This window comes from Aeromonas sp. R4-2 (assembly GCF_040908295.1).
Taxonomy (GTDB): Bacteria; Pseudomonadota; Gammaproteobacteria; order Enterobacterales; family Aeromonadaceae; genus Aeromonas; species Aeromonas veronii.
Window position 1 is genome coordinate 32847 of record NZ_JBFODL010000024.1, and the last position, 20286, is coordinate 53132.

At 56.9% G+C, this 20286-nt stretch carries 20 protein-coding genes and 2 pseudogenes; 16 read left to right on the top strand and 6 right to left on the bottom strand.

Features of this window, described 5'->3' with window-relative positions; translation table 11 throughout:
* Positions 1–3 precede the first annotated feature (3 nt).
* The gene (locus AB5Y99_RS18325; RefSeq protein WP_148503515.1) at positions 4–216 is read right to left on the bottom strand and encodes a 3-keto-5-aminohexanoate cleavage protein; all 213 of its coding nucleotides are present in this window, start codon (positions 214–216) and stop codon (positions 4–6) included.
* A gap of 165 nt (positions 217–381) precedes the next feature.
* On the opposite strand from AB5Y99_RS18325, the gene AB5Y99_RS18330 reads away from it, so the two are divergent.
* The 3 genes and pseudogenes from AB5Y99_RS18330 (at position 382) to AB5Y99_RS18340 (ending at position 1849) form a co-directional block, all read left to right on the top strand.
* On the top strand, positions 382–642 hold the full coding sequence (locus AB5Y99_RS18330; RefSeq protein WP_368210417.1) for a hypothetical protein: 261 nt from the start codon (positions 382–384) through the stop codon (positions 640–642).
* Between the two features lie 164 nt (positions 643–806).
* Positions 807–1077 (top strand): annotated as a pseudogene (locus AB5Y99_RS18335) (IS3 family transposase); the annotation flags it as partial.
* A 109-nt stretch (positions 1078–1186) separates the two neighbouring features.
* The gene (locus tag AB5Y99_RS18340) at positions 1187–1849 is read left to right on the top strand and encodes a DJ-1/PfpI family protein (protein WP_368210419.1); all 663 of its coding nucleotides are present in this window, start codon (positions 1187–1189) and stop codon (positions 1847–1849) included.
* Positions 1850–1972: 123 nt separating this feature from the next.
* Here AB5Y99_RS18340 and AB5Y99_RS18345 read toward each other — a convergent pair.
* Positions 1973–3014: pseudogene (locus AB5Y99_RS18345) on the bottom strand (IS481-like element ISAs19 family transposase).
* 423 nt (positions 3015–3437) lie between these two features.
* Between AB5Y99_RS18345 and AB5Y99_RS18350 the strand changes: the two are divergent.
* A complete protein-coding gene (locus AB5Y99_RS18350; protein WP_335873787.1) occupies positions 3438–4181 on the top strand; it encodes a transporter substrate-binding domain-containing protein in 744 nt (247 codons plus the stop codon).
* Positions 4182–4253: 72 nt separating this feature from the next.
* Here the strand turns inward: AB5Y99_RS18350 and AB5Y99_RS18355 are convergent, their stop codons facing one another.
* Positions 4254–4379: a hypothetical protein gene (locus tag AB5Y99_RS18355; RefSeq protein WP_019445191.1), complete on the bottom strand. Its 126-nt coding sequence runs from the start codon at positions 4377–4379 to the stop codon at positions 4254–4256.
* 460 nt (positions 4380–4839) lie between these two features.
* Between AB5Y99_RS18355 and AB5Y99_RS18360 the strand changes: the two genes are divergently transcribed.
* From AB5Y99_RS18360 to AB5Y99_RS18395, 8 genes are all read left to right on the top strand, one after another.
* Positions 4840–5742 carry a cation diffusion facilitator family transporter gene (locus tag AB5Y99_RS18360; RefSeq protein ID WP_335873684.1) on the top strand — a complete coding sequence of 301 codons (903 nt, stop codon included), beginning with the start codon at positions 4840–4842 and terminating at the stop codon, positions 5740–5742.
* Positions 5743–5888: 146 nt separating this feature from the next.
* Entirely contained in the window at positions 5889–6173 is a 285-nt protein-coding gene (gene yjbD / locus AB5Y99_RS18365) for a DUF3811 domain-containing protein (RefSeq protein WP_005340165.1), read from the top strand.
* A gap of 594 nt (positions 6174–6767) precedes the next feature.
* Positions 6768–6980 (top strand): RNA chaperone/antiterminator CspA, encoded by a 213-nt coding sequence (gene cspA / locus AB5Y99_RS18370; RefSeq protein ID WP_005316548.1) that lies wholly within the window; start codon positions 6768–6770, stop codon positions 6978–6980.
* 305 nt (positions 6981–7285) lie between these two features.
* Entirely contained in the window at positions 7286–8644 is a 1359-nt protein-coding gene (locus AB5Y99_RS18375; protein WP_069529272.1) for an NCS2 family permease, read from the top strand.
* Positions 8645–8882: 238 nt separating this feature from the next.
* Positions 8883–9953, top strand: a complete 1071-nt coding sequence (dhaK, locus tag AB5Y99_RS18380) for a dihydroxyacetone kinase subunit DhaK (RefSeq protein WP_040067692.1) — start codon at positions 8883–8885, stop codon at positions 9951–9953.
* A 9-nt stretch (positions 9954–9962) separates the two neighbouring features.
* Positions 9963–10592 carry a dihydroxyacetone kinase subunit DhaL gene (gene dhaL / locus AB5Y99_RS18385; protein ID WP_368210422.1) on the top strand — a complete coding sequence of 210 codons (630 nt, stop codon included), beginning with the start codon at positions 9963–9965 and terminating at the stop codon, positions 10590–10592.
* A 1-nt stretch (position 10593) separates the two neighbouring features.
* Positions 10594–11310 carry a dihydroxyacetone kinase phosphoryl donor subunit DhaM gene (gene dhaM, locus AB5Y99_RS18390; RefSeq protein WP_368210425.1) on the top strand — a complete coding sequence of 239 codons (717 nt, stop codon included), beginning with the start codon at positions 10594–10596 and terminating at the stop codon, positions 11308–11310.
* Between the two features lie 132 nt (positions 11311–11442).
* Positions 11443–12525: a glycerol dehydrogenase gene (locus AB5Y99_RS18395; RefSeq protein WP_120416030.1), complete on the top strand. Its 1083-nt coding sequence runs from the start codon at positions 11443–11445 to the stop codon at positions 12523–12525.
* Positions 12526–12614: 89 nt separating this feature from the next.
* On the opposite strand, the gene dhaR is transcribed toward AB5Y99_RS18395, so the two are convergent.
* Positions 12615–14516 (bottom strand): dihydroxyacetone kinase operon transcriptional regulator DhaR, encoded by a 1902-nt coding sequence (dhaR, locus tag AB5Y99_RS18400; protein ID WP_368210428.1) that lies wholly within the window; start codon positions 14514–14516, stop codon positions 12615–12617.
* A 366-nt stretch (positions 14517–14882) separates the two neighbouring features.
* Between dhaR and AB5Y99_RS18405 the strand changes: the two genes are divergently transcribed.
* Both AB5Y99_RS18405 and AB5Y99_RS18410 read left to right on the top strand, forming a co-directional pair.
* Positions 14883–15449 carry a hypothetical protein gene (locus tag AB5Y99_RS18405; RefSeq protein ID WP_368210430.1) on the top strand — a complete coding sequence of 189 codons (567 nt, stop codon included), beginning with the start codon at positions 14883–14885 and terminating at the stop codon, positions 15447–15449.
* A gap of 134 nt (positions 15450–15583) precedes the next feature.
* The gene (locus AB5Y99_RS18410; protein ID WP_368210432.1) at positions 15584–16150 is read left to right on the top strand and encodes a GNAT family N-acetyltransferase; all 567 of its coding nucleotides are present in this window, start codon (positions 15584–15586) and stop codon (positions 16148–16150) included.
* A 370-nt stretch (positions 16151–16520) separates the two neighbouring features.
* Here AB5Y99_RS18410 and ydiK read toward each other — a convergent pair whose 3' ends face one another.
* Both ydiK and AB5Y99_RS18420 read right to left on the bottom strand, forming a co-directional pair.
* Entirely contained in the window at positions 16521–17606 is a 1086-nt protein-coding gene (ydiK, locus tag AB5Y99_RS18415) for an AI-2E family transporter YdiK (RefSeq protein ID WP_058059023.1), read from the bottom strand.
* On the bottom strand, positions 17603–18991 hold the full coding sequence (locus AB5Y99_RS18420) for a phosphatase PAP2 family protein (protein ID WP_368210435.1): 1389 nt from the start codon (positions 18989–18991) through the stop codon (positions 17603–17605). Before AB5Y99_RS18420 ends, ydiK begins: the two co-directional genes overlap by 4 nt.
* A 185-nt stretch (positions 18992–19176) precedes the next feature.
* Here AB5Y99_RS18420 and AB5Y99_RS18425 point away from each other — a divergent pair, with 185 nt between their 5' ends.
* On the top strand, positions 19177–19557 hold the full coding sequence (locus AB5Y99_RS18425) for a hypothetical protein (RefSeq protein WP_005340143.1): 381 nt from the start codon (positions 19177–19179) through the stop codon (positions 19555–19557).
* A gap of 255 nt (positions 19558–19812) precedes the next feature.
* On the top strand, positions 19813–20211 hold the full coding sequence (gene hslR, locus AB5Y99_RS18430) for a ribosome-associated heat shock protein Hsp15 (protein ID WP_005340141.1): 399 nt from the start codon (positions 19813–19815) through the stop codon (positions 20209–20211).
* Positions 20212–20286: the final 75 nt, after the last annotated feature.

Below are 20286 nucleotides of genomic sequence, written 5' to 3' on the forward strand. Positions count from 1 at the left end.
GAGTTACACACGCTCAATGATCTCGCGCCAGACGTCTTTGTCGTAGCTTGGCTTACCCGATTCATCACGGGCGTGGATATGCGCGACACTGGCGCCTGCCTCGCTGCACTGAACGACAGCATATGCAATTTCTTTTGGCGTATGTGGGACGGCGGGGTTCTTACTTCTTGGGATAATTCCGCCATTAACGGCGGCAGTGATAGTTAAATTATCCATATTTTTCAATATTTTATTTTATATCAACTTCTCCATTGTAAATATAAAAAATTAAAGTCATGTCCCCAAAAAATGGTTACAAAGTGGAATTTGTTGCATAAAAGCCATAATACGCACTAAGGTATTTTAGTTTATGGATGATTGTTGTCATACTGCAAAGCGAGAATGTCCGATGAAACACTAGCTGCCTTTGATGAGTTTCAACGAGAATTAAGCACTGATTACCTTTCAAATCCTGAGTATGCGATGCGTCTTACTCGTTCTTATATCGACAAGCACCCTGTTTTTCACTTTATTGACGGCATTGGTACACCGCTTTACGTCAATAATGAATGTGCTGAGCGCGCATCGCCGCCCTTCAAAAGCCCAAACATGGTGGAAAGCGCAAGGACGCAGGCCGTAAGAAGCAAGATCCAACTGTCTTAGTTCGCGTACCTCAATCTATTGCTGACTTGCTCATCGAGTTCAAAACGTACTATGCACGTTTGGATGACGAATCAAAGGATCTTATTCGAGAGAATTTGATGGCTCTTGTTAAGAACTGCTCCTTAGCTTTACCCGTCCAAGAGTAAGAAAGCGCTTCAACACTACACTACGGACCGCCCGATATCTTTAACTCCGATCAGGGTAGCTAGTTGACAAGCGTAGAGTTCACACAGAAGTTAATTGAACATGACATACGTATAAGCATGGATGGGAAAGGCCGTTGGGTTGACAATGTTTTCATTGAACGATTATGGCGAAGCCGAGCTTGAAATCGGTCACTACATGGTGTTTTATAATGAAGAACGTAACTATCAAGGCCTGAATAACCTCACTCCTGATGAGGCCTACTTCGGTAGGCAAAGATACGCAGCATGAGCTGGGTCAATCACTTAAGAAATTAGCTTATGTGTCCAACCATCGGGATCCACTTCTCCTTAGGCGGGCATTATGCGACTCATAAGAATTGTGAAAGGGATTAAAATTTATGTACAAAGTTGGCGTTGTTATATTTGATGATTTTACAGATGTAGACTTTTTTCTTATGTATGACTTACTTGGGCGAACAACCGATAGTTGGACGGTTAACATACTGGGAACTAAACCTGAACATCATTCCCACCTTGGTATAAAAGTTAAAACTGACGGATATATTTCAGAAGTTACGAATCACGATGTAGTTCTTATTACGAGTGGCAAACGTGGTATTCCAGCCGCTATGAAAGATACTAGATTTATGTCAGCGCTGAATCTTGACCCAAATAGGCAGTTAATTGGTTCGATTTGTGCTGGGTCATTCATTCTTCACGAGCTTGGCCTACTAAAAGGTAAGCCTTTAACCACGAATCCTGATGCGAAGAGTGTCTTACAAAGCATGGGAGGAGACGTTCAGGACCAACCTCTCGTGATCGAAGGTAATGTAGCCACTGCCGGAGGTTGTCTTTCCCTAATATATCTAATTGGTTGGCTGGCGGAGCGTTTATTTGACTCGACCAAACGAAAGAGTATACAAAACCAATTAATTCCAGCTGGACAGTTAGAACTTTTTGAAGAACTCATAGCCACAACTATTCAGTCAGCAGAGTTGAAAAATTCTCATAACAAACGCCTCAAAGGGACTGTAAACGCTCGGCGTTTCCAGTGCCAATGAGCCGCGGTGGTTGCAGTTGTTGTGTTTGGGTTTAGTGGTATGCGTTGCCAGCCCCTTAGGCTGGCGTTAGGAGATGTACAGATCTAGTTATCACCTGACACCGGCCTCAAACCGGTGTCTTGTTTACGCTACTTTAGTGCGCACTTCCTTCGGTATCAATTTCAGACCCTTTTTGAACATGCTGTAGGGAGTCTGTCCTTCCATCATCCTGCCCTGATGTGGCCGCTGGGTGTTGTAGTGCTCCAGGTAGCTATCCAGGTCTGTCTGCATCTGCTCTACCGACTCATACCAGGTCGTCCTCCCCTTGATGCGGAAGTGTTCATCCAGCAAGGTTCGATGTAGCCGCTCGATAAAGCCGTTGCTCTGCGGCCTGCGCACCTTTGGTTGTCCGGTGTTCAATCCCCTCCAGTTGCAGGAATAGCTCGTAGGGATGATGGTCAGGTCGTCCACAGAACTCGCGCCCGTTGTCCGACAGGATGGTATAGACCCGTGCCTCGTGGGCCTCGAAAAACGGCAGCACCGTTTCATTGAGCACATGAACTGAGGTCACCGGAAGCTTGCTGGTGTAGAGCCGTCCCCAGGCGTGGCGACTGTAGCAGTCCAGCACGGTTTGCAGATACACCTTGCCAACCCCCTTGAGCGCGCCGACGAAGAAGGTGTCGACCGCCACCAGTTCCCCGGTGTAGTGGACCTCAATCTGGCGTTCGCGAAACTCGGGACTGAATCGCTCTAACAGGCGAATTTGCTCGTCATTGAGCTCAATGGTCTGCTCCCGGTGCGTTTTCTCGAGGCGCAACAAGCGGTCGTGTTTGGAGAGCAAGTCGTGCCGTTGCCTCACGCCACGCACACCGCCCGCACTGACGTTGATGCCTTGCAGAGCCAGTTCTTGCGCGACCCGCAGCGGGCCATGGGTTGGTCTGGTGAGAGAGTAATCGAGGATGGCTTGCTCAATCTCGGGAGCGACCCGGTTGGGATGAGCCCCTTTACAGCCGGGGAGTTTGTCGAGCAAGCCCTCGGCGCCATAGGTCTGGTAGTTACGGCGAATCTCGTAGAACTGCTGGCGGCTGTAGCCGATGAGCTTGCAGGCTTTGCTGACGTTATTGAGCTCTTTGGCGAGCTCTAGCAGGCTGAGTTTACGACGTGCTACTTTCTCGTTGGTGGTCATACGGTGACTCCGGATAACACGGTAGGGGTACCGTTTTGTTATCCGGTTTGAAGCCGTATGACCACTCCCTTTTGTGGGCAACTGTCAGGTGAATACCATCTCCATACATATCATCGCATACAAGATAGCTTGATGTGTTTTTGTAAAGTTTTATTGGTTTTCGTGACTTTTTTAACGTAATTCTTTACAGTTTTGATTGTGGTTGGCTCTTATGTGTTGTTTAACAATGACTTAATGGACTGTCCATTTTCTCAAGGTAACCATAACCGTTCTAAGAACAGAATATTGAAAAGGCCCTGATAACTCAGGGTCTTTTTTTATGCACTCAGGCTAACCTCTCAGCCCGAAAGGGATATAACGCTTTTTGGTTGCCTTCCCTACAGTGATGGATATTCTCCACAGGAACGCTTTGTGAAAAGTGCAATGAAACTGCTCACCCCTTTATTGCTAATGCTGACCAGCATGCTCTCCGGCCAGTTGCAGGCAAAGCCACTCAAGGTCGGGGTCAGCTTTGCCATCCCCCCTTATGTCATCGAAGGCGAGAATCGCGGCATCGAGCTGGATCTGCTGAAAGAGGCGTTCGCTGGCAGCGGCTATGAGCCCAGCTTTGAATTTCTGCCACTGGAGCGTACCTTCCGCCTGTTCGAGTCAGGAAAGCTGGATGCCATCATCAACGTCAGACCCGGTATGGTTGATCCTCACGTTCTGACCCAGCCCGTTATCACCTTCCATAACCGGATCTTCACCCTGCGCAGCACCCACATCAGTACTCTGGACGACCTGCATTCAAAACGGGTCACCGCTTTTCAACGGGCAAGGATCATTCTGGGGGGCGCGTTCGCCACCATGGCCAACCAGAATCCCCACTATGAGGAGGTAGCCAAGCAGCAGGTGCAGGTACATCAGCTAATGCGCGGCAGGGTGGATGCAGTCGTACTGGAGGAGCGGGTGTTCTACTACTACCTCGATCATCTGATTGCCACCGCTCAGGCAGGCGAGCACTACGAGCGCAATCAGGTCAGGCAAGCAGACCTCTTCCCGCCCACCGTCTATCACTTTGCCTTCCGAACGGCCGATGCCCGCAATCTGTTTGATAAGCGCCTTGAGGCGATGCGTCAGGATGGTCGTTATCACCAGATTTTCGCGGCTTACGGCGCCACGCCGTGAGCCACAAACATAAAAGCCAGCCGGTAAGGGCTGGCTTTGTACTGGCTCCGAAGGAACAGCAGTAGGGGAGCGTTACTTCATTGCGCTGCCGTTTTTCAGTTCTGCTTTCTGACGTTTGGCTTCGCGTTTCTCTTTCAGTGACATCTGCGGTTTTTTCTTGGCATCTTTGCCGTTGTGATGTTCTTTGTTACTCATCATCAAACTCCAAAAATGTTACCCAGACAGTTGGTTCCTCATGGGAGCCAGCATGCCATCCGAATCATCAACTTCAGTACGCTTGGTGGGATGGTGCAAGACCATCACCAGACCCAGCATACCCTCCAGTGGCATCCGGATCCAGCCTCATTCTCGTCCAAAAGATGTCGCGCGCAGCCCCTTGAGCGGGGAGGCCAAACGACCTCGACAGGAAAGACCAAAAAAGAGTAATTCGCATTATTAAATGTTGTCACGCTTATATTAAGCCATCGTTACCTAGATATTTTCACGGATAAATATAAATCCCTCTCATTATTTATTGCCGCTCAAGAGGCCACCATTTTAATAAGCATTCGCAATATCATCGGAAACATCAGGTTACAACACCGAATAGGTTATTTCCGGTCAGCCGGATATAATGCGCGCCGCACCGAAATATCCGTTTTTATTCAGGAAGCTGTACATGAACAGAAAAACCAGAGCCGCCATGGTGTCGGTCTGCTCCAATATCAGTCTGATCATCATGAAAATGGTGGCCGGTTTCGCCAGCGGCTCGGTCAGTATCATCTCGGAGGCGATCCACTCCGCCATGGATCTGGTGGCGGCCCTGATCGCCCTGTTCGCGGTGAAAAAGTCCGATCTCCCGCCCGATGAGCGCCACCCCTATGGTCACGACAAGATTGAAAATGTCTCCGGCGTCATCGAAGCACTGCTTATCTTGCTGGCCGCGGGCTGGATCATCTTCGAAGCCGTCGACAAGCTGCTCACCCCCAGCCCGATTGAAAGCATTGGCTGGGGCGTGCTGGTGATGGTGATCTCGGCGCTGGTCAACAGCGGCGTCTCAACCTACCTCTACAAGGTGGCCCGGGAAGAAGAGTCAGTTGCATTGGCGGCCGATGCGCTCCATCTCAAGGCGGATGTGCTCACCTCCGCCGGGGTCGCCGTCGGTCTTGGCGGGATCTGGCTGGCCGGTCTGTTCGGCTATTCACTCGCCATCCTCGACCCGCTGGTCGCCATTGCGGTCGCCATCTTTATTGTCAGAGAGGCGATCAGCATGCTCAACGAGGCCTTCCAGCCGCTGATCGACCAGAGCATGAGCCCGGAAGAGCTGGTGATGACCAGCCGCATCATCACCGAATGCTGCCCTGCCGCCAGCGGTTTTCACGATCTGCGCAGCCGTCGTGCCGGTCGTCGTCGCCATATCGACTTCCACCTCACCCTGCCCCCGGAGATGAGCATCGGCGAAGCCCACGATATCTGTGATCGCATCGAACACGCCATCATGGCGCAGTTGCCCCACGCCATCGTGCTGATCCACGTCGAGCCGGAGGAGCAAGAGATGCCCTCACCGCTCGCCATAAATTGAAATGTGGCAAACAGGCGGGAAAGTGGCAGCGAAATAACGGAAAGTTGGCACAAACCCGCATTTTTACTGCCGGAAAGCCGATTGCATAAGAAGTGATCGGCACAACTGTGTTAGGGTGTCTAACCACCCTGCCGCAGGAGCGCGCCGTGAAAAAGCTGGAAATGAAAGATCTGACCGAGGCCGAAAAAGCCGAGATAGCCTTGTTATTGCAAAAGGCACAAGCCAATGCAGACCACCAGCTGACCAACGGAGAGCGGAACAAGATCCGCGAAGAGGGTCGCCTGAAAATTGTGGCCGACCGCGCCGAAGCAGCCAAGGCAGCCTCCAAGCTGGCTCGCGAGAAAGCCAAAGAGCGCGCCAAGAACCAGGTACTGCCGGAAACCTTCAGCTGGATTGATTCGGTCAGCAACAAGTTTCGCAGCAAGCGCTGATCCCTTCTTGCAAAACGCCCGCTGGCACTTGTGCCTGCGGGCGTTTGCATGTCTGGGCGATGCTCGATGAGCCAGATTTGGCGCTGCCATTGTTTTGCCGCTCAGAAGCTAATCGCAGCAGCAAAGAAGTGATTTACATTGTGAGTTAGAGAGAACGACAACTGACAATCCCCATCTATCGCCACCTTTACATTTTTTCTCATATTTTTTGCCAGAACTGGCTACATAGTCAGGACAAAAAAGCCGAATCTGGCTTGTCACAGGGTGATATGAGTCTGCACTGATTTTTCTATGCCGTTGAAATGCATCATGTTTACTATAAAAAACGATATTTTTGGCTGTTACAAAACATTAATATCGAGATAAAGTTTGCTTTAAAAATGAGAGCGTGTTTTAATCTTTCTCGATGGTTCGGCAGTTCAGACCTGATTATGTTAGGCAGTCATTTTAGTAAAGCAGTGATTAGCATAAGCGTTATCCTCGGATAATTCTTATCAAATAATTCTCCTTCTTTAGTGCTCCCCATACGTATTGCTGACGAAAAATCAAAAATTGCCATTTAGGTGGCATTCAACACTATTTAAGGAAATTATTATGTCTAACAAAATGACTGGTACCGTTAAGTTCTTCAACGCTGAGAAAGGTTTTGGTTTCATCTCCCCGGCTGACGGCAGCAAAGACGTGTTCGTACACTTCTCCGCTATCCAGTCCACCAGCTTCAAAACCCTGGACGAAGGTCAGCGCGTTGAGTTCACCATCGAGCAAGGCCAGAAAGGCCCGGCTGCTGCCAACGTAGTTGGTCTGTAATTCAAGCCGGAGCATGCTGCTGATGGCTCATGCCAACTGCTGACCGCTCTGCAAGAATTTAAAAAAACCCGCTTAGGCGGGTTTTTTGTTTTTCCCCGCTTTTTCCTCACAGATCTCCCCTCCCCCGACCGCTTGCTCCCTCCCTTACATGCTCTCACCGCTTGAGTCTTAGAATGAGCTCCGAATGGACTCAAAATGTAAAATAGTGACGAAAAAGTCAGGTTATCCGCTGTATTTGCCGCGAATTCTTGCTATTTTGCGCGCCACCAACGCAAACGATTTCCTTCACACTTTCAGGATTAGTTATGGCAAAGCAAGATATGGCCGCCCAAACAGGGACAGGCGGCTTTCTGGACTCTTATTTTTCCATTTCTGCGCGCGGCAGCAGCGTGCGTCAGGAGCTGGTCGCGGGGCTGACCACCTTCCTGGCGATGGTCTACAGCATCATAGTGGTGCCGAACATGCTGGGCGCTGCCGGCTTTGAGCAGGGCCCGGTGTTTGTGGCCACCTGTTTGATCGCCGCCTTCGGCTCCCTGCTGATGGGCCTGTGGGCCAAGCTGCCGATGGCTATCGGTTGCGCCATCTCCCTCACCGCCTTTACCGCCTTCAGTCTGGTGCTGGGTCAGGGACTGAGCATTCCGGTCGCGCTGGGCGCCATCTTCTTGATGGGTGTGCTGTTTACCCTGATCAGCGTCACTGGCGTGCGCCAGTGGATCCTGGACAACCTCCCCTCCGGCATCGCCCACGGCACCGGTATCGGTATCGGTCTGTTCCTGCTGCTGATCGCCACCAACGGCGTTGGCATGGTGATCAAGAACGAAGGGGCCGGTCTGCCGGTTCAACTGGGTGAAGTAACCTCCTTCCCGGTGATCATGACGGTGCTGGGTCTGGCCGCCATCTTCGGTCTGGAGCGTCGCAAGGTGCCGGGTGGAATCCTGATGGTGATTATCGCCATCTCCATCCTCGGCCTTATCTTCGACCCGAAAGTGACCTGGCAGGGCTTCTTCGCCATGCCGAGCCTGACCGGTGAGAAGGGCTCGCTGGTAGGCAGCATGGATCTGCTGGGCGCCCTCAATCCGGTGGTGATTCCGACCGTACTGGCGCTGGTGATGACTGCTGTGTTTGACGCCACCGGCACCATCCGTGCCGTGGCCGGACAGGCGGGCCTAATCAACGAACGTGGCCACATCATCAGCGGCGGCAAGGCCCTGACTGCCGACTCCGTCAGCAGCATGGTGGCAGGCGCCGTTGGTGGTGCTCCGGCTGCCGTCTACATCGAATCCGCCGCAGGCACCGCGGCCGGTGGCAAGACCGGTCTGACCGCCGCGCTGGTAGGCGTGCTGTTCCTGCTGATGATCTTCCTCTCCCCGCTCAGCTATCTGGTACCGGCTTACGCCACCGCACCGGCCCTGATGTACGTCGGTCTGCTGATGCTGGGCAACGTCACCAAGCTGGACTTCAGCGACTCGGTCGATGCGCTCTCCGGCATGCTGTGCGCCGTCTTCATCGTACTGACCTGCAACATCGTGACCGGCATCATGCTGGGCTTCGTGGCGCTGGTCGTTGGCCGCATCTTCGCTGCCGAGTGGAAGAAGCTGAACGTCGGCACCGTCATCATCGCCCTGGCGCTGGTGATCTTCTATGCCGGTGGCTGGGCCATCTAACCCGTCCGCATATTCCGGTTATAGCGAAGGGCCCTGCGGGGCCCTTTTTCATGGCTGTGAGTCAGCTAACAGTTTCCCGCCTGTTTGCCCTGCGTCGTTTCAGATTGAAACACCCATACCCCTTCTGCTGTTTCAAATCCGAACCAAACAGGCCGTCATTTTTATCCCTTTTTCTGTCGTTAGACTGGCTCCATCAACCATTTGCCCACCCGTGCGGTGGCAAGCCAAGGAGTGAGCCATGAAGAAACTGATCAATGCCGTCGATGCTGTGGTCCGTGAACAACTGATGGGGATGGCAGCCGCCCACCCCGAGCTCAAGGTACGTATCGAACCCCACTACATCACCCGCGCCGACTCCCCCGTGATGGGCAAGGTGGCGCTGGTCTCCGGCGGTGGCAGCGGCCACGAGCCGATGCACGGTGGTCTGGTGGGCAAAGGGATGCTGGATGGCGCCTGCCCCGGCGAGATCTTTACCTCTCCGACCCCGGATCAGATGTACGAGTGCGGTCAGGCCGTTGATGGCGGCGCGGGCGTGCTGTTTCTGGTGAAGAACTACACCGGCGACGTGCTCAACTTCGAGACCGCGGTCGAGCTGCTGCACGGTGACGGGGTCAAGGTGGGCTTCGCCCTGATCGATGACGATGTGGCGGTCAAAGACAGCCTCTACACCGCCGGTCGCCGTGGGGTTGCCACGACCGTGCTGTGCGAGAAGCTGGTCGGTGCCGCCGCCGAAGCGGGCTACGACCTGGCGCGTTGCGAGGCGCTGGCCCGTCGCATCAACAACCAGAGCCGCACCATAGGCGTGGCCATGCATGCCTGCACAGTGCCGGCCGCTGGCAAGCCCTCCTTCACTCTGGCGGACAACGAGCTGGAGTTCGGCGTTGGTATCCACGGCGAACCGGGCATCGAGCGCCGCCCCTTCACCGACCTCAATACCCTGGTGGATGACATGTTCAGCGAGCTTGCTGACAACACCCCCTATGGTCGCACCCTGCGCCACTGGGATCGCACCAGCGGCAGTTGGCAGGAGGAGCACACCTTTATCGAACCGCTGAATGCGGGCGATCGAGTCATCGCGCTGGTCAACAGCCTCGGTGGCACCCCCATCTCCGAGCTCTATGGCGTCTATGGTCGCCTTGCCACCCTGTGCGAGGAGGCGGGCATCCATCTGGTGCGCAACCTGATCGGCCCCTACTGCACCTCCCTCGACATGACCGGCATCTCCATCACCCTGCTCAAGGTGGATGATGAGCTGATGACCCTGTGGGATGCCCCCGTTCACACCCCCGCCCTGCGTCGCGGCTGCTAAGGAGAACCCATGTTAAGCAAGCATCACATCGTCAACTGGCTGCTCGACTGCGAACACATCTTTACCGAGCAGCGTGACTACCTCACCGCGCTGGATACCGACATCGGCGACGGCGACCACGGCCTCAATATGCAGCGCGGCTTCGCCAAGGTGGCCGAGAAGCTGCCAGCAGTGGCAGACAAGGATATCGGGCAGGTACTGAAAACCACCGGCATGACATTGCTCTCCTCGGTCGGCGGTGCCAGCGGCCCGCTCTACGGCACCTTCTTTATCCGAGCGGCAGCCAGCAGCGATGCCTGCCAGAGCCTGAGCCTCAGTCAGCTGTGCAAAATGCTGAGTGACGGGGTCGAGGGCATTGTTTCTCGCGGCCGTGCCGAGCCGGGCGACAAGACCATGTGTGACGCCTGGTGGCCGGCACTGGCCGCCCTGCAACAGGCGCAGCAGCAAGATCTGCCCCTCAACGACGCGCTGGACAAGGCAGTCACGGCTGCCGCTGCCGGTACCGAGGCCACCATCCAGATGCAGGCCCGCAAGGGGCGCGCCAGCTATCTTGGCGAGCGCAGCATCGGCCATCAGGATGCCGGGGCCACCTCGACCCTGCTACTGCTGACCGCCCTGCGTGACAGAGCGAGGTTGTGACATGATCGGAATCGTAGTTGTCTCTCACTGCGCCATGCTGGCGGCCGGTTTGAAAGCGCTGGCCGACCAGCTCGGCAGCCCGGCCCGCCTGCTGCTGGCGGCCGGGGTCGATGACCCCGACCACCCCATCGGTACCGATGCCATCGCGGTGATGAGTGCGATTGAAGAAGCGGACGACGGCAGCGGTGTGCTGGTGCTGATGGACTTGGGCAGCGCCCTCTTGAGCGCAGAGACCGCCCTCGAACTGCTGCCCCCGGAGCTGAGCGCGAGGGTGCGGCTCTGCCCCGCCCCGCTGGTGGAGGGTACCCTGGCCGCCGTGGTGGCGGCCGGTTCCGGCCTGACGCTGGACGAGGTAGCCGCCGAAGCGCTCGGCGCGCTGGGCCCGAAACAGGCGATGCTGCCAGCCAGCGCGGCGCAGACCGCTACCGAGACGGCACCCGTTGCCGACGACGGCTGGTTGCGCTGTGAGGTGGTGGTGGATAACCCCCACGGCCTGCATGTGCGCCCCGCCGCCCGACTAGTGGCAGCCCTCAAGCCCTTTGCCGCTGAACTCAAGTTGCAAAAGGGGGACAAAGAAGCCAACCCCCGCAGCCTGACCCGGCTCGCCATGCTCAACGTGCGTCAGGGCGACCAGCTCACCCTGCTGGCGCGCGGCGAGGATGCCACCGCCGCACTGGCCTGCTTCCAGCAGCTGGCCGACGAGCGCTTTGGCGACTGACGCCGCACACCATTGTTTCAAGGGGCTGCACTCGCTCGCTGAGCCAGTGCAGCTTCATTCAAGACGAAGGAGTCCCCGGCACAGCCGCCCCTTCGCCCCGATTCTTAATTAGTAAAGAGAGAGGGATAGAATATGGACCGCATTATCATCAGCCCCAGCAAATACGTGCAAGGCAACGGGGCCCTCGCCAATATCGGCAACTACGTCAAAGCGCTCGGCAGCAAGCCACTGATCCTGGCTGACGCCTTCGTCACCAAGCTGGTGGGCGATACCGTGGCCACCAGCTTCCACGGCGCAGGCATCAAGCCCGAGTTCGACTGCTTCAATGGCGAGTGCTCCCGCCCCGAGATCGACCGCCTGCTGGCCCGCTGCCAGCAGACCCCGTTTGACGTCATCATCGGCATCGGCGGCGGCAAGACGCTGGATACCGCCAAGTCGGTCGCCTTCTACCAGAAGGTGCCGGTGGTCATAGTGCCGACCATCGCCTCCACCGATGCCCCCACCAGCGCGCTGGCGGTCATCTACACCCCGGAAGGGCAGTTCAGCGAATACCTGATGATCCCGACCAACCCCAACATGGTCATCATGGATACCGGCGTGGTCTCCCGCGCCCCGGTGCGGCTGTTGGTCTCCGGCATGGGGGATGCGCTCTCCACCTATTTCGAGGCGCGCGCCAACAAGGTTTCCGGTTGCCAGACCATGGCCGGGGGCGCCTCCACGCTGGCGGCGCAGGCCATCGCCGAGCTCTGCTACAAGACCCTGCTGGCCGATGGCTACAAAGCCAAGCTGGCGGTAGAACAGGGGCTCTGCACCAAGGCGGTGGAGAACATCATTGAGGCCAACACCTATCTGAGCGGTATCGGCTTCGAGAGCAGCGGGCTGGCCGCCGCCCACGCCATCCACAACGGCCTGACCCAGCTCGCCGAGTGTCACCACCTCTACCACGGTGAAAAAGTGGCGTTCGGTACCCTGGTACAGCTGGTGCTGGAGAACGCGCCGATGGCTGAGATCGAGACAGTGCTGGACTTCTGCCGCTCGGTGGGTCTCCCGACCAACCTGCATATGATGGGGGTCAAGGAGCTGGATATGGCGCGCCTGATGGAGGTGGCCAAAGCCTCCACCGCCGAGGGCGAGACCATCCACAATATGCCGTTCAAGGTCACCGCCGAGGATGTGCTGGCGGCCATCGTCACTGCCCACCAGCTGGGGCTGTAACCGCGCCACGGCAGAGCTTGCCATATAAATCGGCCCCGCATCTGCGGGGCCTTTTCGTTTTCTGCGGGCCTCTTGGCGACGGCTCACCGTCAGCCGTGATAGTCGGCGGGATCGATCTCGAGCAACTTGAGCCGCCGCCACAGGGTGGTGCGACTGATACCCAAATGTTGGGCCATCTGGCTCACCTGCCCCTTGCAGGCGTGAGCGCAGCGCAAGATGGCTTGCCGCTCCAGCTCCGCCAGCGTGAGCAGCGGTTGCCCCACTACCTCGTCCGCCACCCGCTGATAGCCGTGGCGAATGGCGGCGGGCAGCGCCTCAGGCGGGATCGGCCCCTGACCGGCATGAAGCAGCGCATGCTCGACGGCGCTGCGCAGCTCCCCCAGATTGCCGGGCCAGGGATAGGCGAGCAGACAATCGAGGGCCGCCGGACTGAACTGACGCACCGGCTCGCGCCCCATCGCTCCTAGCTGCTGGCTGATCAGGCCCGGCAGATCCGCCGCGCGCTCCCGCAGCCCCGGCAGCCAGAGCTCGCACGCCTGCAAGGCATAGAGCAGCTGGCGGCCAAACAGCCCCTCCTGCACCAGCTGCTCCAGCGGGGCGCTGCTGGTGGCGATGATCCGCACCTTGAGCGGCAGGATGCGGGCCGAATCGAAGCGCTGGATGCGGCCGGTCTTGAGCAGTTGCAGCAGCGCCGCCTGCATGGGAGCGGAGAGGCACTCCACCTGCTCCAGCACCAGGGTACCGCCGTGGGCCAGCTCGAACTTGCCCGCCCGCTCCTGCCCCGCCTCGTCGGAACCCATCAGCTCCAGCGCCATCCGCTCGCTCGGCAGCGCCTTGCAGTTGAGGGTAATAAGCGGCCCGGCGGCCCGTTCGCTACCGAAGTGGATCGCCTCCGCCAGCTGGGCCTTGCCCACCTCCTCCTCACCGCGCAGCAGGATCGGCCCCTGACTCTGGGCCGCCTGCCGAGCGTAGCGCAGCAGCTTGCGCATGGCGCTCGATTCCCCCACCAGCGCCGACAGCTCGGGCACCGTCTGGCGCAGCTGGTGAATGGCCCGCAGCCGATCGACCGGGTGCAGCAGGGCGATAAAGCTGACCCCCTCCGGCCCCGGTAGCGGCTTGAGGCTCACCAGCGCATTGATGAACTCCCCCTCCTGCGCGCCGAGCCGCTCCAGCGTCACCTCCACATGGCTGAGCGGCGTCTGCCCCTTGATGGCCAGCTGCAACCGCTGCGGTAACAGCAGATGCTGCTCCAGCGGTTGGCCGAGACAGAGCGCCGGATCGAGCCGCAGCCGGTTGGCCGCCAGCGCGTTGAGGTAGCGCAGCCGCCCTTGCGGATCCCAGGCCAGCACACCGTCATCCATGCCATCGAGCAGGGCGTAGAGCTCGCTCAGGTGGTGCTGGGACTCCTGCATCAGGGTCTCCATCTGCAGCAGATGGGCCAGCTCGCGCCCGGCGCTGACGGTGAGCGCCAGATCGCCGGCGCTCGCCTCCTCCACCTTGCAGATCAACGCAATGATGGCGACCTGACGGCCATTGCTGTTGTAGACCGGGCTGGCGCAGCTGTGCCAGGGGTGGAGGGTCTGATTGAAGTGCTGGGGGCCGCTGACGCAGAGCGGCACTCCCTCCAGCGCCGCCAGATTGATGGCGTTGGTGCCGATGCGCCCCTCGCTGAAAAAGGCGCCGGGGCCAAACCCCAGCGCCGCCAGCTCGCGCAGGGTGTCGGGATGGCCGGTCTGGGCCAGCAGGCAGCCGCTCTCGTCGGTGAGCAGCAGGGCGCAGGGGCGCCCCTCCATAAATTCGTAGAGATCTTCGAGGGCCATCTCGCCGGTGGTGAGCAGGTCGCGCTTGCGCTGACGCAGGCTCTGCAAGGTCTGCCCCTTGGCGCAGTGGGGCGGATGCCAGAGGGTGGCACTGGTCTGGTGGGCGCAGCGCAGCCAGGATGCCTGCAGATAGTCAGGCCAAGCAAGAAGCGGCTGAAGGTCAGATGGCATGGTCACAGCAATATCCGGCAAGATGTAAGCCGACCATTTAACCACGCCAGCGCCCCCGATTCAGTGACCTGCCTCAGAGGGTGGTAACCCCGCCCTCCTCCCGGTCGGGTTCGCCATCGGTAAATTGCTGGCCGAGCCAGTGGCAGAAGGCGCGGCACTCCTGCGATTTTTTGATATATAGCCCCCGATCACACTACTGACTTGTTTATGAAAAGGAGGTTGGATGGCGCTTTCCATTGCCGCTCCGAAAGTGTATTTTTGCTCAGTAGCGAAAAACAGGGTGAACCGGAGTTATATGGAAGGCTCTATTAACGGATTAGTACCGCCTTCCATCTAATCACTGTTATGGCGCAGAGGGACAATTCATTGAGTGATGTTATATTTTGTCCGAGTATTGCTGGGATTGATAGTGTAGATTTTAGGCCGTGGATGCTCGAAAATGCATACGACTACTACACGATTTGCACTGAGTCGCCCCATCAGCGGATGGAAATCCAAAGAACAATGTGTGCATTGAGTATTGAGATAATACTTAAAAGTTTCCATGCCACTGTGACTAGTAATCATGGGAAGCTCAATGAAACTTATGAGTTCAATAAGAAAAGGTCTCTGCCTAAAAACTCAAATGCCCATGACTTACTTGTACTGTACGACGCACTGCCAATGAATGTGCAACGTTATTTATTTGATACCTTTGGCGTTGAGGTTATTACTACAAACAAAGATTTGTTTACCCAAAGCAGATATGCTTATGAGCAAAGTGCTAACACTATTCATAATGATGATATTATAAAGCTTACAGCATTTTTAATTTGCAAAACGGTCTTTCTATACCGAGAGCTTGGTTGTAATGACCCTTTTATTAAGCGGTTTGATATTGAGAAGTTGTTTTTAAGTCGAGTACAGCCGATCTTCATGTGTGCAGTGCCATAACAAGGCGCTTAAGAGGGATTCATACTGAGTGGCATTTTCGGTATGAGGTGATTTTGGGTGGTGAGCGCGGTCTGCGGACAGTTTATCTAGGCGGTATTCCCACCTTAACACGGCGTTATATTTTGAGGCGAACTATGAAGTACGACCCTAGTTGCTTTATTGATGAAATTTATAATCTCGAAGCCGGTGGTATGCTTGCTGATCTTGCGGTTAATCCAAATTTAATTCTTCACTTTATGGGTTTTGAGGAATCAGATCGCAACAATGCATTAGCATACATAAAGTCTATTTTGGCTGAGTGTTACGATTGCGGACATTTGAAAGTAGCGATATCCCACGAAAATGAGGAGCTTTATGGGTACGCTCTAATGTTTGTTCATCCAGAGGAAAAATATCCAAAATATCTACATAAAATATTTGTCAAAGAGCAATATAGAAGGAGCGGAATTGGCACGAAAATATTATCCTCTATTATAGATGGCTCGGATGTTTGTCTTTTGTGTCCCGCTGAAAAAATATCGTTTTATGAAAAGTTTGGCTTCAGTTTTGTTCAAAAACTTGAAACTCAATCTGGTGAGAACTTTCAATTGTCTAAAGGTCTATATGCTGACTTATGCGTTATGAAAACCCACGAGGGAACTCTAGGTGCACCAATTTTTTTATTAAATGATAAAGATATTGAAAGTATCATTGGGCTATGAAAATATAACAAAGTGGTCAAGCATCGTTCCGCTTCGCTCCATTAGCCTGTAGGTTCGATTAGCCGTAAGGCGTAATCGGACGTTCGCGTAAATCAATTCCCCCGCTATAACGGCTACTCGAATTTCCCCTCTGCCAGGTGCCGCTGATTCAAGGAAATACCGGAACAGCGGCATCTCGATCGTCCGATTACGCTTCGCTAATCGAACCTACATGAGACGGTCATATGTGGGATATGGAGGCTGGCAAGGATCAACCAATCTGACTCGATCGCCATAAACCACGATCACCACAAACAAAAGAGCCGCCCAGTTCACACCGGGCGGCTCTTTGCATCATAGATGGAGACTGAATCGTCTTTTTACCGAATCGTCACTCGGCCTTGGGCGCTTCAACCGCCGCAGTCGCCGGTTGGTCATCTTCCTTGATCCAGGCATCCAGCAGGGTGTAGCCCACCGCCAGCACCACCGGGCCGATAAAGAGACCGATGATCCCCATGGTCAACAAGCCGCCGATAACACCCACCAGAATGAGGATGAGCGGCAGGTCGGCGCCCCGCTTGATCAGGAAGGGGCGCAGGAAGTTGTCCATGGTGCCCGCAATCAGTGACCACACCAGCAGGAAGGTGCCCCAGGTGGTGTCGCCGCTCCAGTAGAGGTAGCCAATACAGGCCAGCAGCACCGGGAAGGGGCCGATCTGGGCGACGATCAACAGGAACATCACCACCACCAGCACCATGGCGTAGGGGATACCGGCAATCAGCAGGCCGACACCGGCCACCGAGGATTGCACCAGTGCGGTCACCACCACCCCCATCGCCACGGCACGGATCGCCTGTGAAGCCAGCACTGTAGCGTTGTCGCCACGCTGACCCGCCAGCCGGTGGGCGAAGCGGCGAATGCCGGTCGCCACCACTTCACCGGAGTGATAGAGCACCCCGCAGATACCGACCGTCAGCAGGAAGTGGACGAACAGCAGCCCCAGATTACCGGCCTGAGAGGCCAACCAGCGGGCGGTCTGACCGAAATAGGGGGCCAGCTTGGCAAACAGCACCTGACCACCGCTCGCCAGAATTTGCTGCCAGAAGTCATAGAGCTTGTCGCCCACCAGCGGGATCTGCTGCAGCCAGAGCAGCTCCGGCGGCGGTGACTGGCTGATATGGGTACCCAGCTCGATCAGCATAGGTGCCTTCTCCGCCACATTGGCCAGCGTCATAAAGAGCGGGATGACAAACATCAGCAGCAGCACCAGCGTCATAAATAGGGCCGCCAGGGTGCGCTTGCCCCACAACAGGCGCTGCACCATCAACATCAGCGGCCAGGTGGCGATGGTGATCATGGTGGCCCACACCAGCGCAGGCAGGAAGGGCTGCAACACCAAGAAACAGGAGATAATCAGGATGCTGAGAAACAGCACCCCCAGGGTTATCTTGGCCAAATCCACTTTTTTCACATTCATAGAGTTCCCTTGTCAGAGCCGTTGCCCTTGGGTCGTGTGTCGCATTTCAAGAAAGAGAGTATCCACCAGAGGCCAGCGCTCAACCAGAGCCCCAGCCCGAAAAAGAGCACAAACTGACCAAGCAGGATAGCCAGCGAACTGCTGGTCAGCAGCGGCAGCGCCCAGAGCCCCGCCCCTATCACCGCGCCCCCCGCCAAGGTGACCGCGCCGATCACAATGGGGGGATAACCGCCGCGGGTCAGGGAGCGCAAACCGCCAACCCAGAGCCCGAGGGCCGCCATGCTGATCCCGGCCAGATGGGCCGACTGGGTCAGCCCCCCGAGCGCCAGCGCAGATGCAATCAGCAGCAGCCAAGCCGCCGACTGCCTGTCGGCACGCCAGCAGGGGCGAGCGGCCAGCGACAAGGCGCCAATCAGCAGGCCAACCGCCACATCGGAGATAAAGTGCACCCCAAGCCAGACCCGCGCCAGACCGGTGGTGAGGGCCAGCAGCAGCGCCAGCGAATAGGCCAGCCCGCGCCGGGCAGGCCAGAGCCAGCCAAGCAGCGCCCCCCAGAACAGCAGGGCCGAGGCGGTATGGCCGCTCGGCATGCCAAAGCCCTGGGCGCTGTGAGTCGCCAGTTCAGGTTGCAGATGGAAGGGACGCGGCCAGCCGATCCCCTCCTTGCTCGCCTGCACCAGCAGCCCGAGCCAGAGCATGGCAAAGAGCAGCTGACGCAGCCGCGGCCACCCCAGCAGCGGGAGCAGCAAAGGTATCAGGGCAAGCTGAAAGCCGCCTGAACCAAACAGATTGCTGACCAACAGCCACCAGACATCGGGCCCCAGCCACTGTTGCAGACGCATCATCAGCGGGATCTCGGCCTGATGCAGCGCATTGCCCTGCGCCACAAAATCGGCCTGCCAGCGCACCTCGCTCTCGGGCACCTGATCAAGCCTGGCTTGCAGCCAGTCGAGCTGATCCGGGAAACGGCGCTGCGCGCGGGGGAGCTTATCCACCGCGATCAAGCGGGCGTTAAGGATCTCCCCACCCAGATTGGGGGCCTTCAGCAGCGAGACAAAATCGGAATCTTGCTGGGCGACGATAGGCTCCAGAGTGCGGCAGGCAAAGACCTGCGCTTTCTGCCAGCGACCCAGCTCCTGCACCACCTCCCCCTGCAAGCCGGTCTCTTCATAGAGTTCGCGCAGCGCCGCCTGCTCGGGGCGCTCGTCGCCATCGATATAGCCGCCGCTCAGGCTGTAGCGGGAGGAGATGCGATCCTGCACCAGCAGCAGTTGATCCTGATGGCGGATGGCGCAGGCCGCCGCCGAGGGAGCCGCCGGTTCGGCACTCAGGGCTGGCAGAGTGGCAAACAGCGCCAGCAACAGTAAAAAGAGGGTTCTCGACATCAATTTGCTTTCCCTATGCACAATGGCGACAAGCCTCCCAGAAATCAGATAGTTGGGCAACGGTAGCGGCCGGATTGCCGCCGTTCCCGCCGCGCTGGCGGTGCACGGAAGATTGCGATGAAGCAGGGCACTCCCTACTATTGGCGGCTATCTTCAATTTCATGCAGCAAACGCTGGAGCCCTCCATGAGACAGTTCGGCTTTTTCCTCGGCATCGCCATCGGTGTCATTTTGATCCTGTTCGGCAGCATCGTCATCTTCCAGGCGCTCCCTGCCGCACTGGATGTGCTGGAGATGCCAAGCCGCATCCCGTTCGTGCGCGAGGTCTACACCTGGCTGATGACCAGCGCCAACGGCCTGACCGCCCAGCTGGAGCAGAACTTCCTGGAAGCCTTCCAGACCGTGCTCAAGCTGATCCTGCTCATCACCTTCATGTGGGTCTGCGTCAAGCTGGTCAACATGGGGGTGCTGATTATCCGTGCCGGGGTTGATCTGATCCGCACCGCCATCGCCCACAGCGAAGGTCCCCACGACCAGAAGAAGCCGGATCAGCACGATCACTTCTGACTCTGATATGGTCGATGGATGTGAACGCTGCCGCCCCCAACCGGGGCGGCAGCGTTATATGCGCGGTATGAAGGCCCTTCCCAGCCCCCATGGATACCCGATAAAGCAGCGCTTTCCCTTGTGAATCAGCAAACTGCCCATATGTTGCATCACCTTGACATGGTTTGCGCCCCGCACGGCGGCTGCCCGGTTTCTATCCCGACCCCGTGCTCTGGTATAATCGACCACCTCTTTTCCCCGTTATGGAGCCTGTTCATGCCCAATCATGCAGAAAGTGCCCTCGAGGTTCGTCTCGACAAGTGGTTGTGGGCGGCCCGTTTCTACAAAACCCGCTCCATTGCGCGGGATCAGATAGACGGGGGCAAGGTGCACTACAATGGTCAGCGCAGCAAACCGGGCAAACAGGTGGAAGTGGGTGCATTGATCCGCTTCTGGCAGGGGCAGGATGAACGCGAAGTGCGGGTGCTGGCCTTGAGCGAGCAGCGCAAATCGGCCCCGCTGGCCCAGCAGCTCTATGAAGAGACCGCCGAGAGCTTGAAAAAACGGGCCGAGAACAGCGAGGCGCGCCGCTTCAACAGCCAGTTTGCCCCCAGCCCCGAGCGCCGCCCCGACAAGCAGGAGCGACGCCAGTTGCTCAAGGTCAAACAGTACTGACCGACCCCGATTTGATACCGGGCTGGCATCAACCCCAGCCCGCCCGATTTACCTCACCGAAAAGCCAGGAATACA

Bases quoted from the DNA above. Each gene is read 5' to 3' on its own strand.
- AB5Y99_RS18325 (WP_148503515.1), bottom strand. From the start codon at position 216: ATGGATAATTTAACTATCACTGCCGCCGTTAATGGCGGAATTATCCCA.
- AB5Y99_RS18330 (WP_368210417.1), top strand. From the start codon at position 382: ATGTCCGATGAAACACTAGCTGCCTTTGATGAGTTTCAACGAGAATTA.
- AB5Y99_RS18340 (WP_368210419.1), top strand. From the start codon at position 1,187: ATGTACAAAGTTGGCGTTGTTATATTTGATGATTTTACAGATGTAGAC.
- AB5Y99_RS18350 (WP_335873787.1), top strand. From the start codon at position 3,438: ATGAAACTGCTCACCCCTTTATTGCTAATGCTGACCAGCATGCTCTCC.
- AB5Y99_RS18355 (WP_019445191.1), bottom strand. From the start codon at position 4,379: ATGATGAGTAACAAAGAACATCACAACGGCAAAGATGCCAAGAAAAAA.
- AB5Y99_RS18360 (WP_335873684.1), top strand. From the start codon at position 4,840: ATGAACAGAAAAACCAGAGCCGCCATGGTGTCGGTCTGCTCCAATATC.
- cspA (WP_005316548.1), top strand. From the start codon at position 6,768: ATGTCTAACAAAATGACTGGTACCGTTAAGTTCTTCAACGCTGAGAAA.
- AB5Y99_RS18375 (WP_069529272.1), top strand. From the start codon at position 7,286: ATGGCAAAGCAAGATATGGCCGCCCAAACAGGGACAGGCGGCTTTCTG.
- dhaK (WP_040067692.1), top strand. From the start codon at position 8,883: ATGAAGAAACTGATCAATGCCGTCGATGCTGTGGTCCGTGAACAACTG.
- dhaL (WP_368210422.1), top strand. From the start codon at position 9,963: ATGTTAAGCAAGCATCACATCGTCAACTGGCTGCTCGACTGCGAACAC.
- dhaM (WP_368210425.1), top strand. From the start codon at position 10,594: ATGATCGGAATCGTAGTTGTCTCTCACTGCGCCATGCTGGCGGCCGGT.
- AB5Y99_RS18395 (WP_120416030.1), top strand. From the start codon at position 11,443: ATGGACCGCATTATCATCAGCCCCAGCAAATACGTGCAAGGCAACGGG.
- dhaR (WP_368210428.1), bottom strand. From the start codon at position 14,516: ATGCCATCTGACCTTCAGCCGCTTCTTGCTTGGCCTGACTATCTGCAG.
- AB5Y99_RS18410 (WP_368210432.1), top strand. From the start codon at position 15,584: ATGAAGTACGACCCTAGTTGCTTTATTGATGAAATTTATAATCTCGAA.
- ydiK (WP_058059023.1), bottom strand. From the start codon at position 17,606: ATGAATGTGAAAAAAGTGGATTTGGCCAAGATAACCCTGGGGGTGCTG.
- AB5Y99_RS18420 (WP_368210435.1), bottom strand. From the start codon at position 18,991: ATGTCGAGAACCCTCTTTTTACTGTTGCTGGCGCTGTTTGCCACTCTG.
- AB5Y99_RS18425 (WP_005340143.1), top strand. From the start codon at position 19,177: ATGAGACAGTTCGGCTTTTTCCTCGGCATCGCCATCGGTGTCATTTTG.
- hslR (WP_005340141.1), top strand. From the start codon at position 19,813: ATGCCCAATCATGCAGAAAGTGCCCTCGAGGTTCGTCTCGACAAGTGG.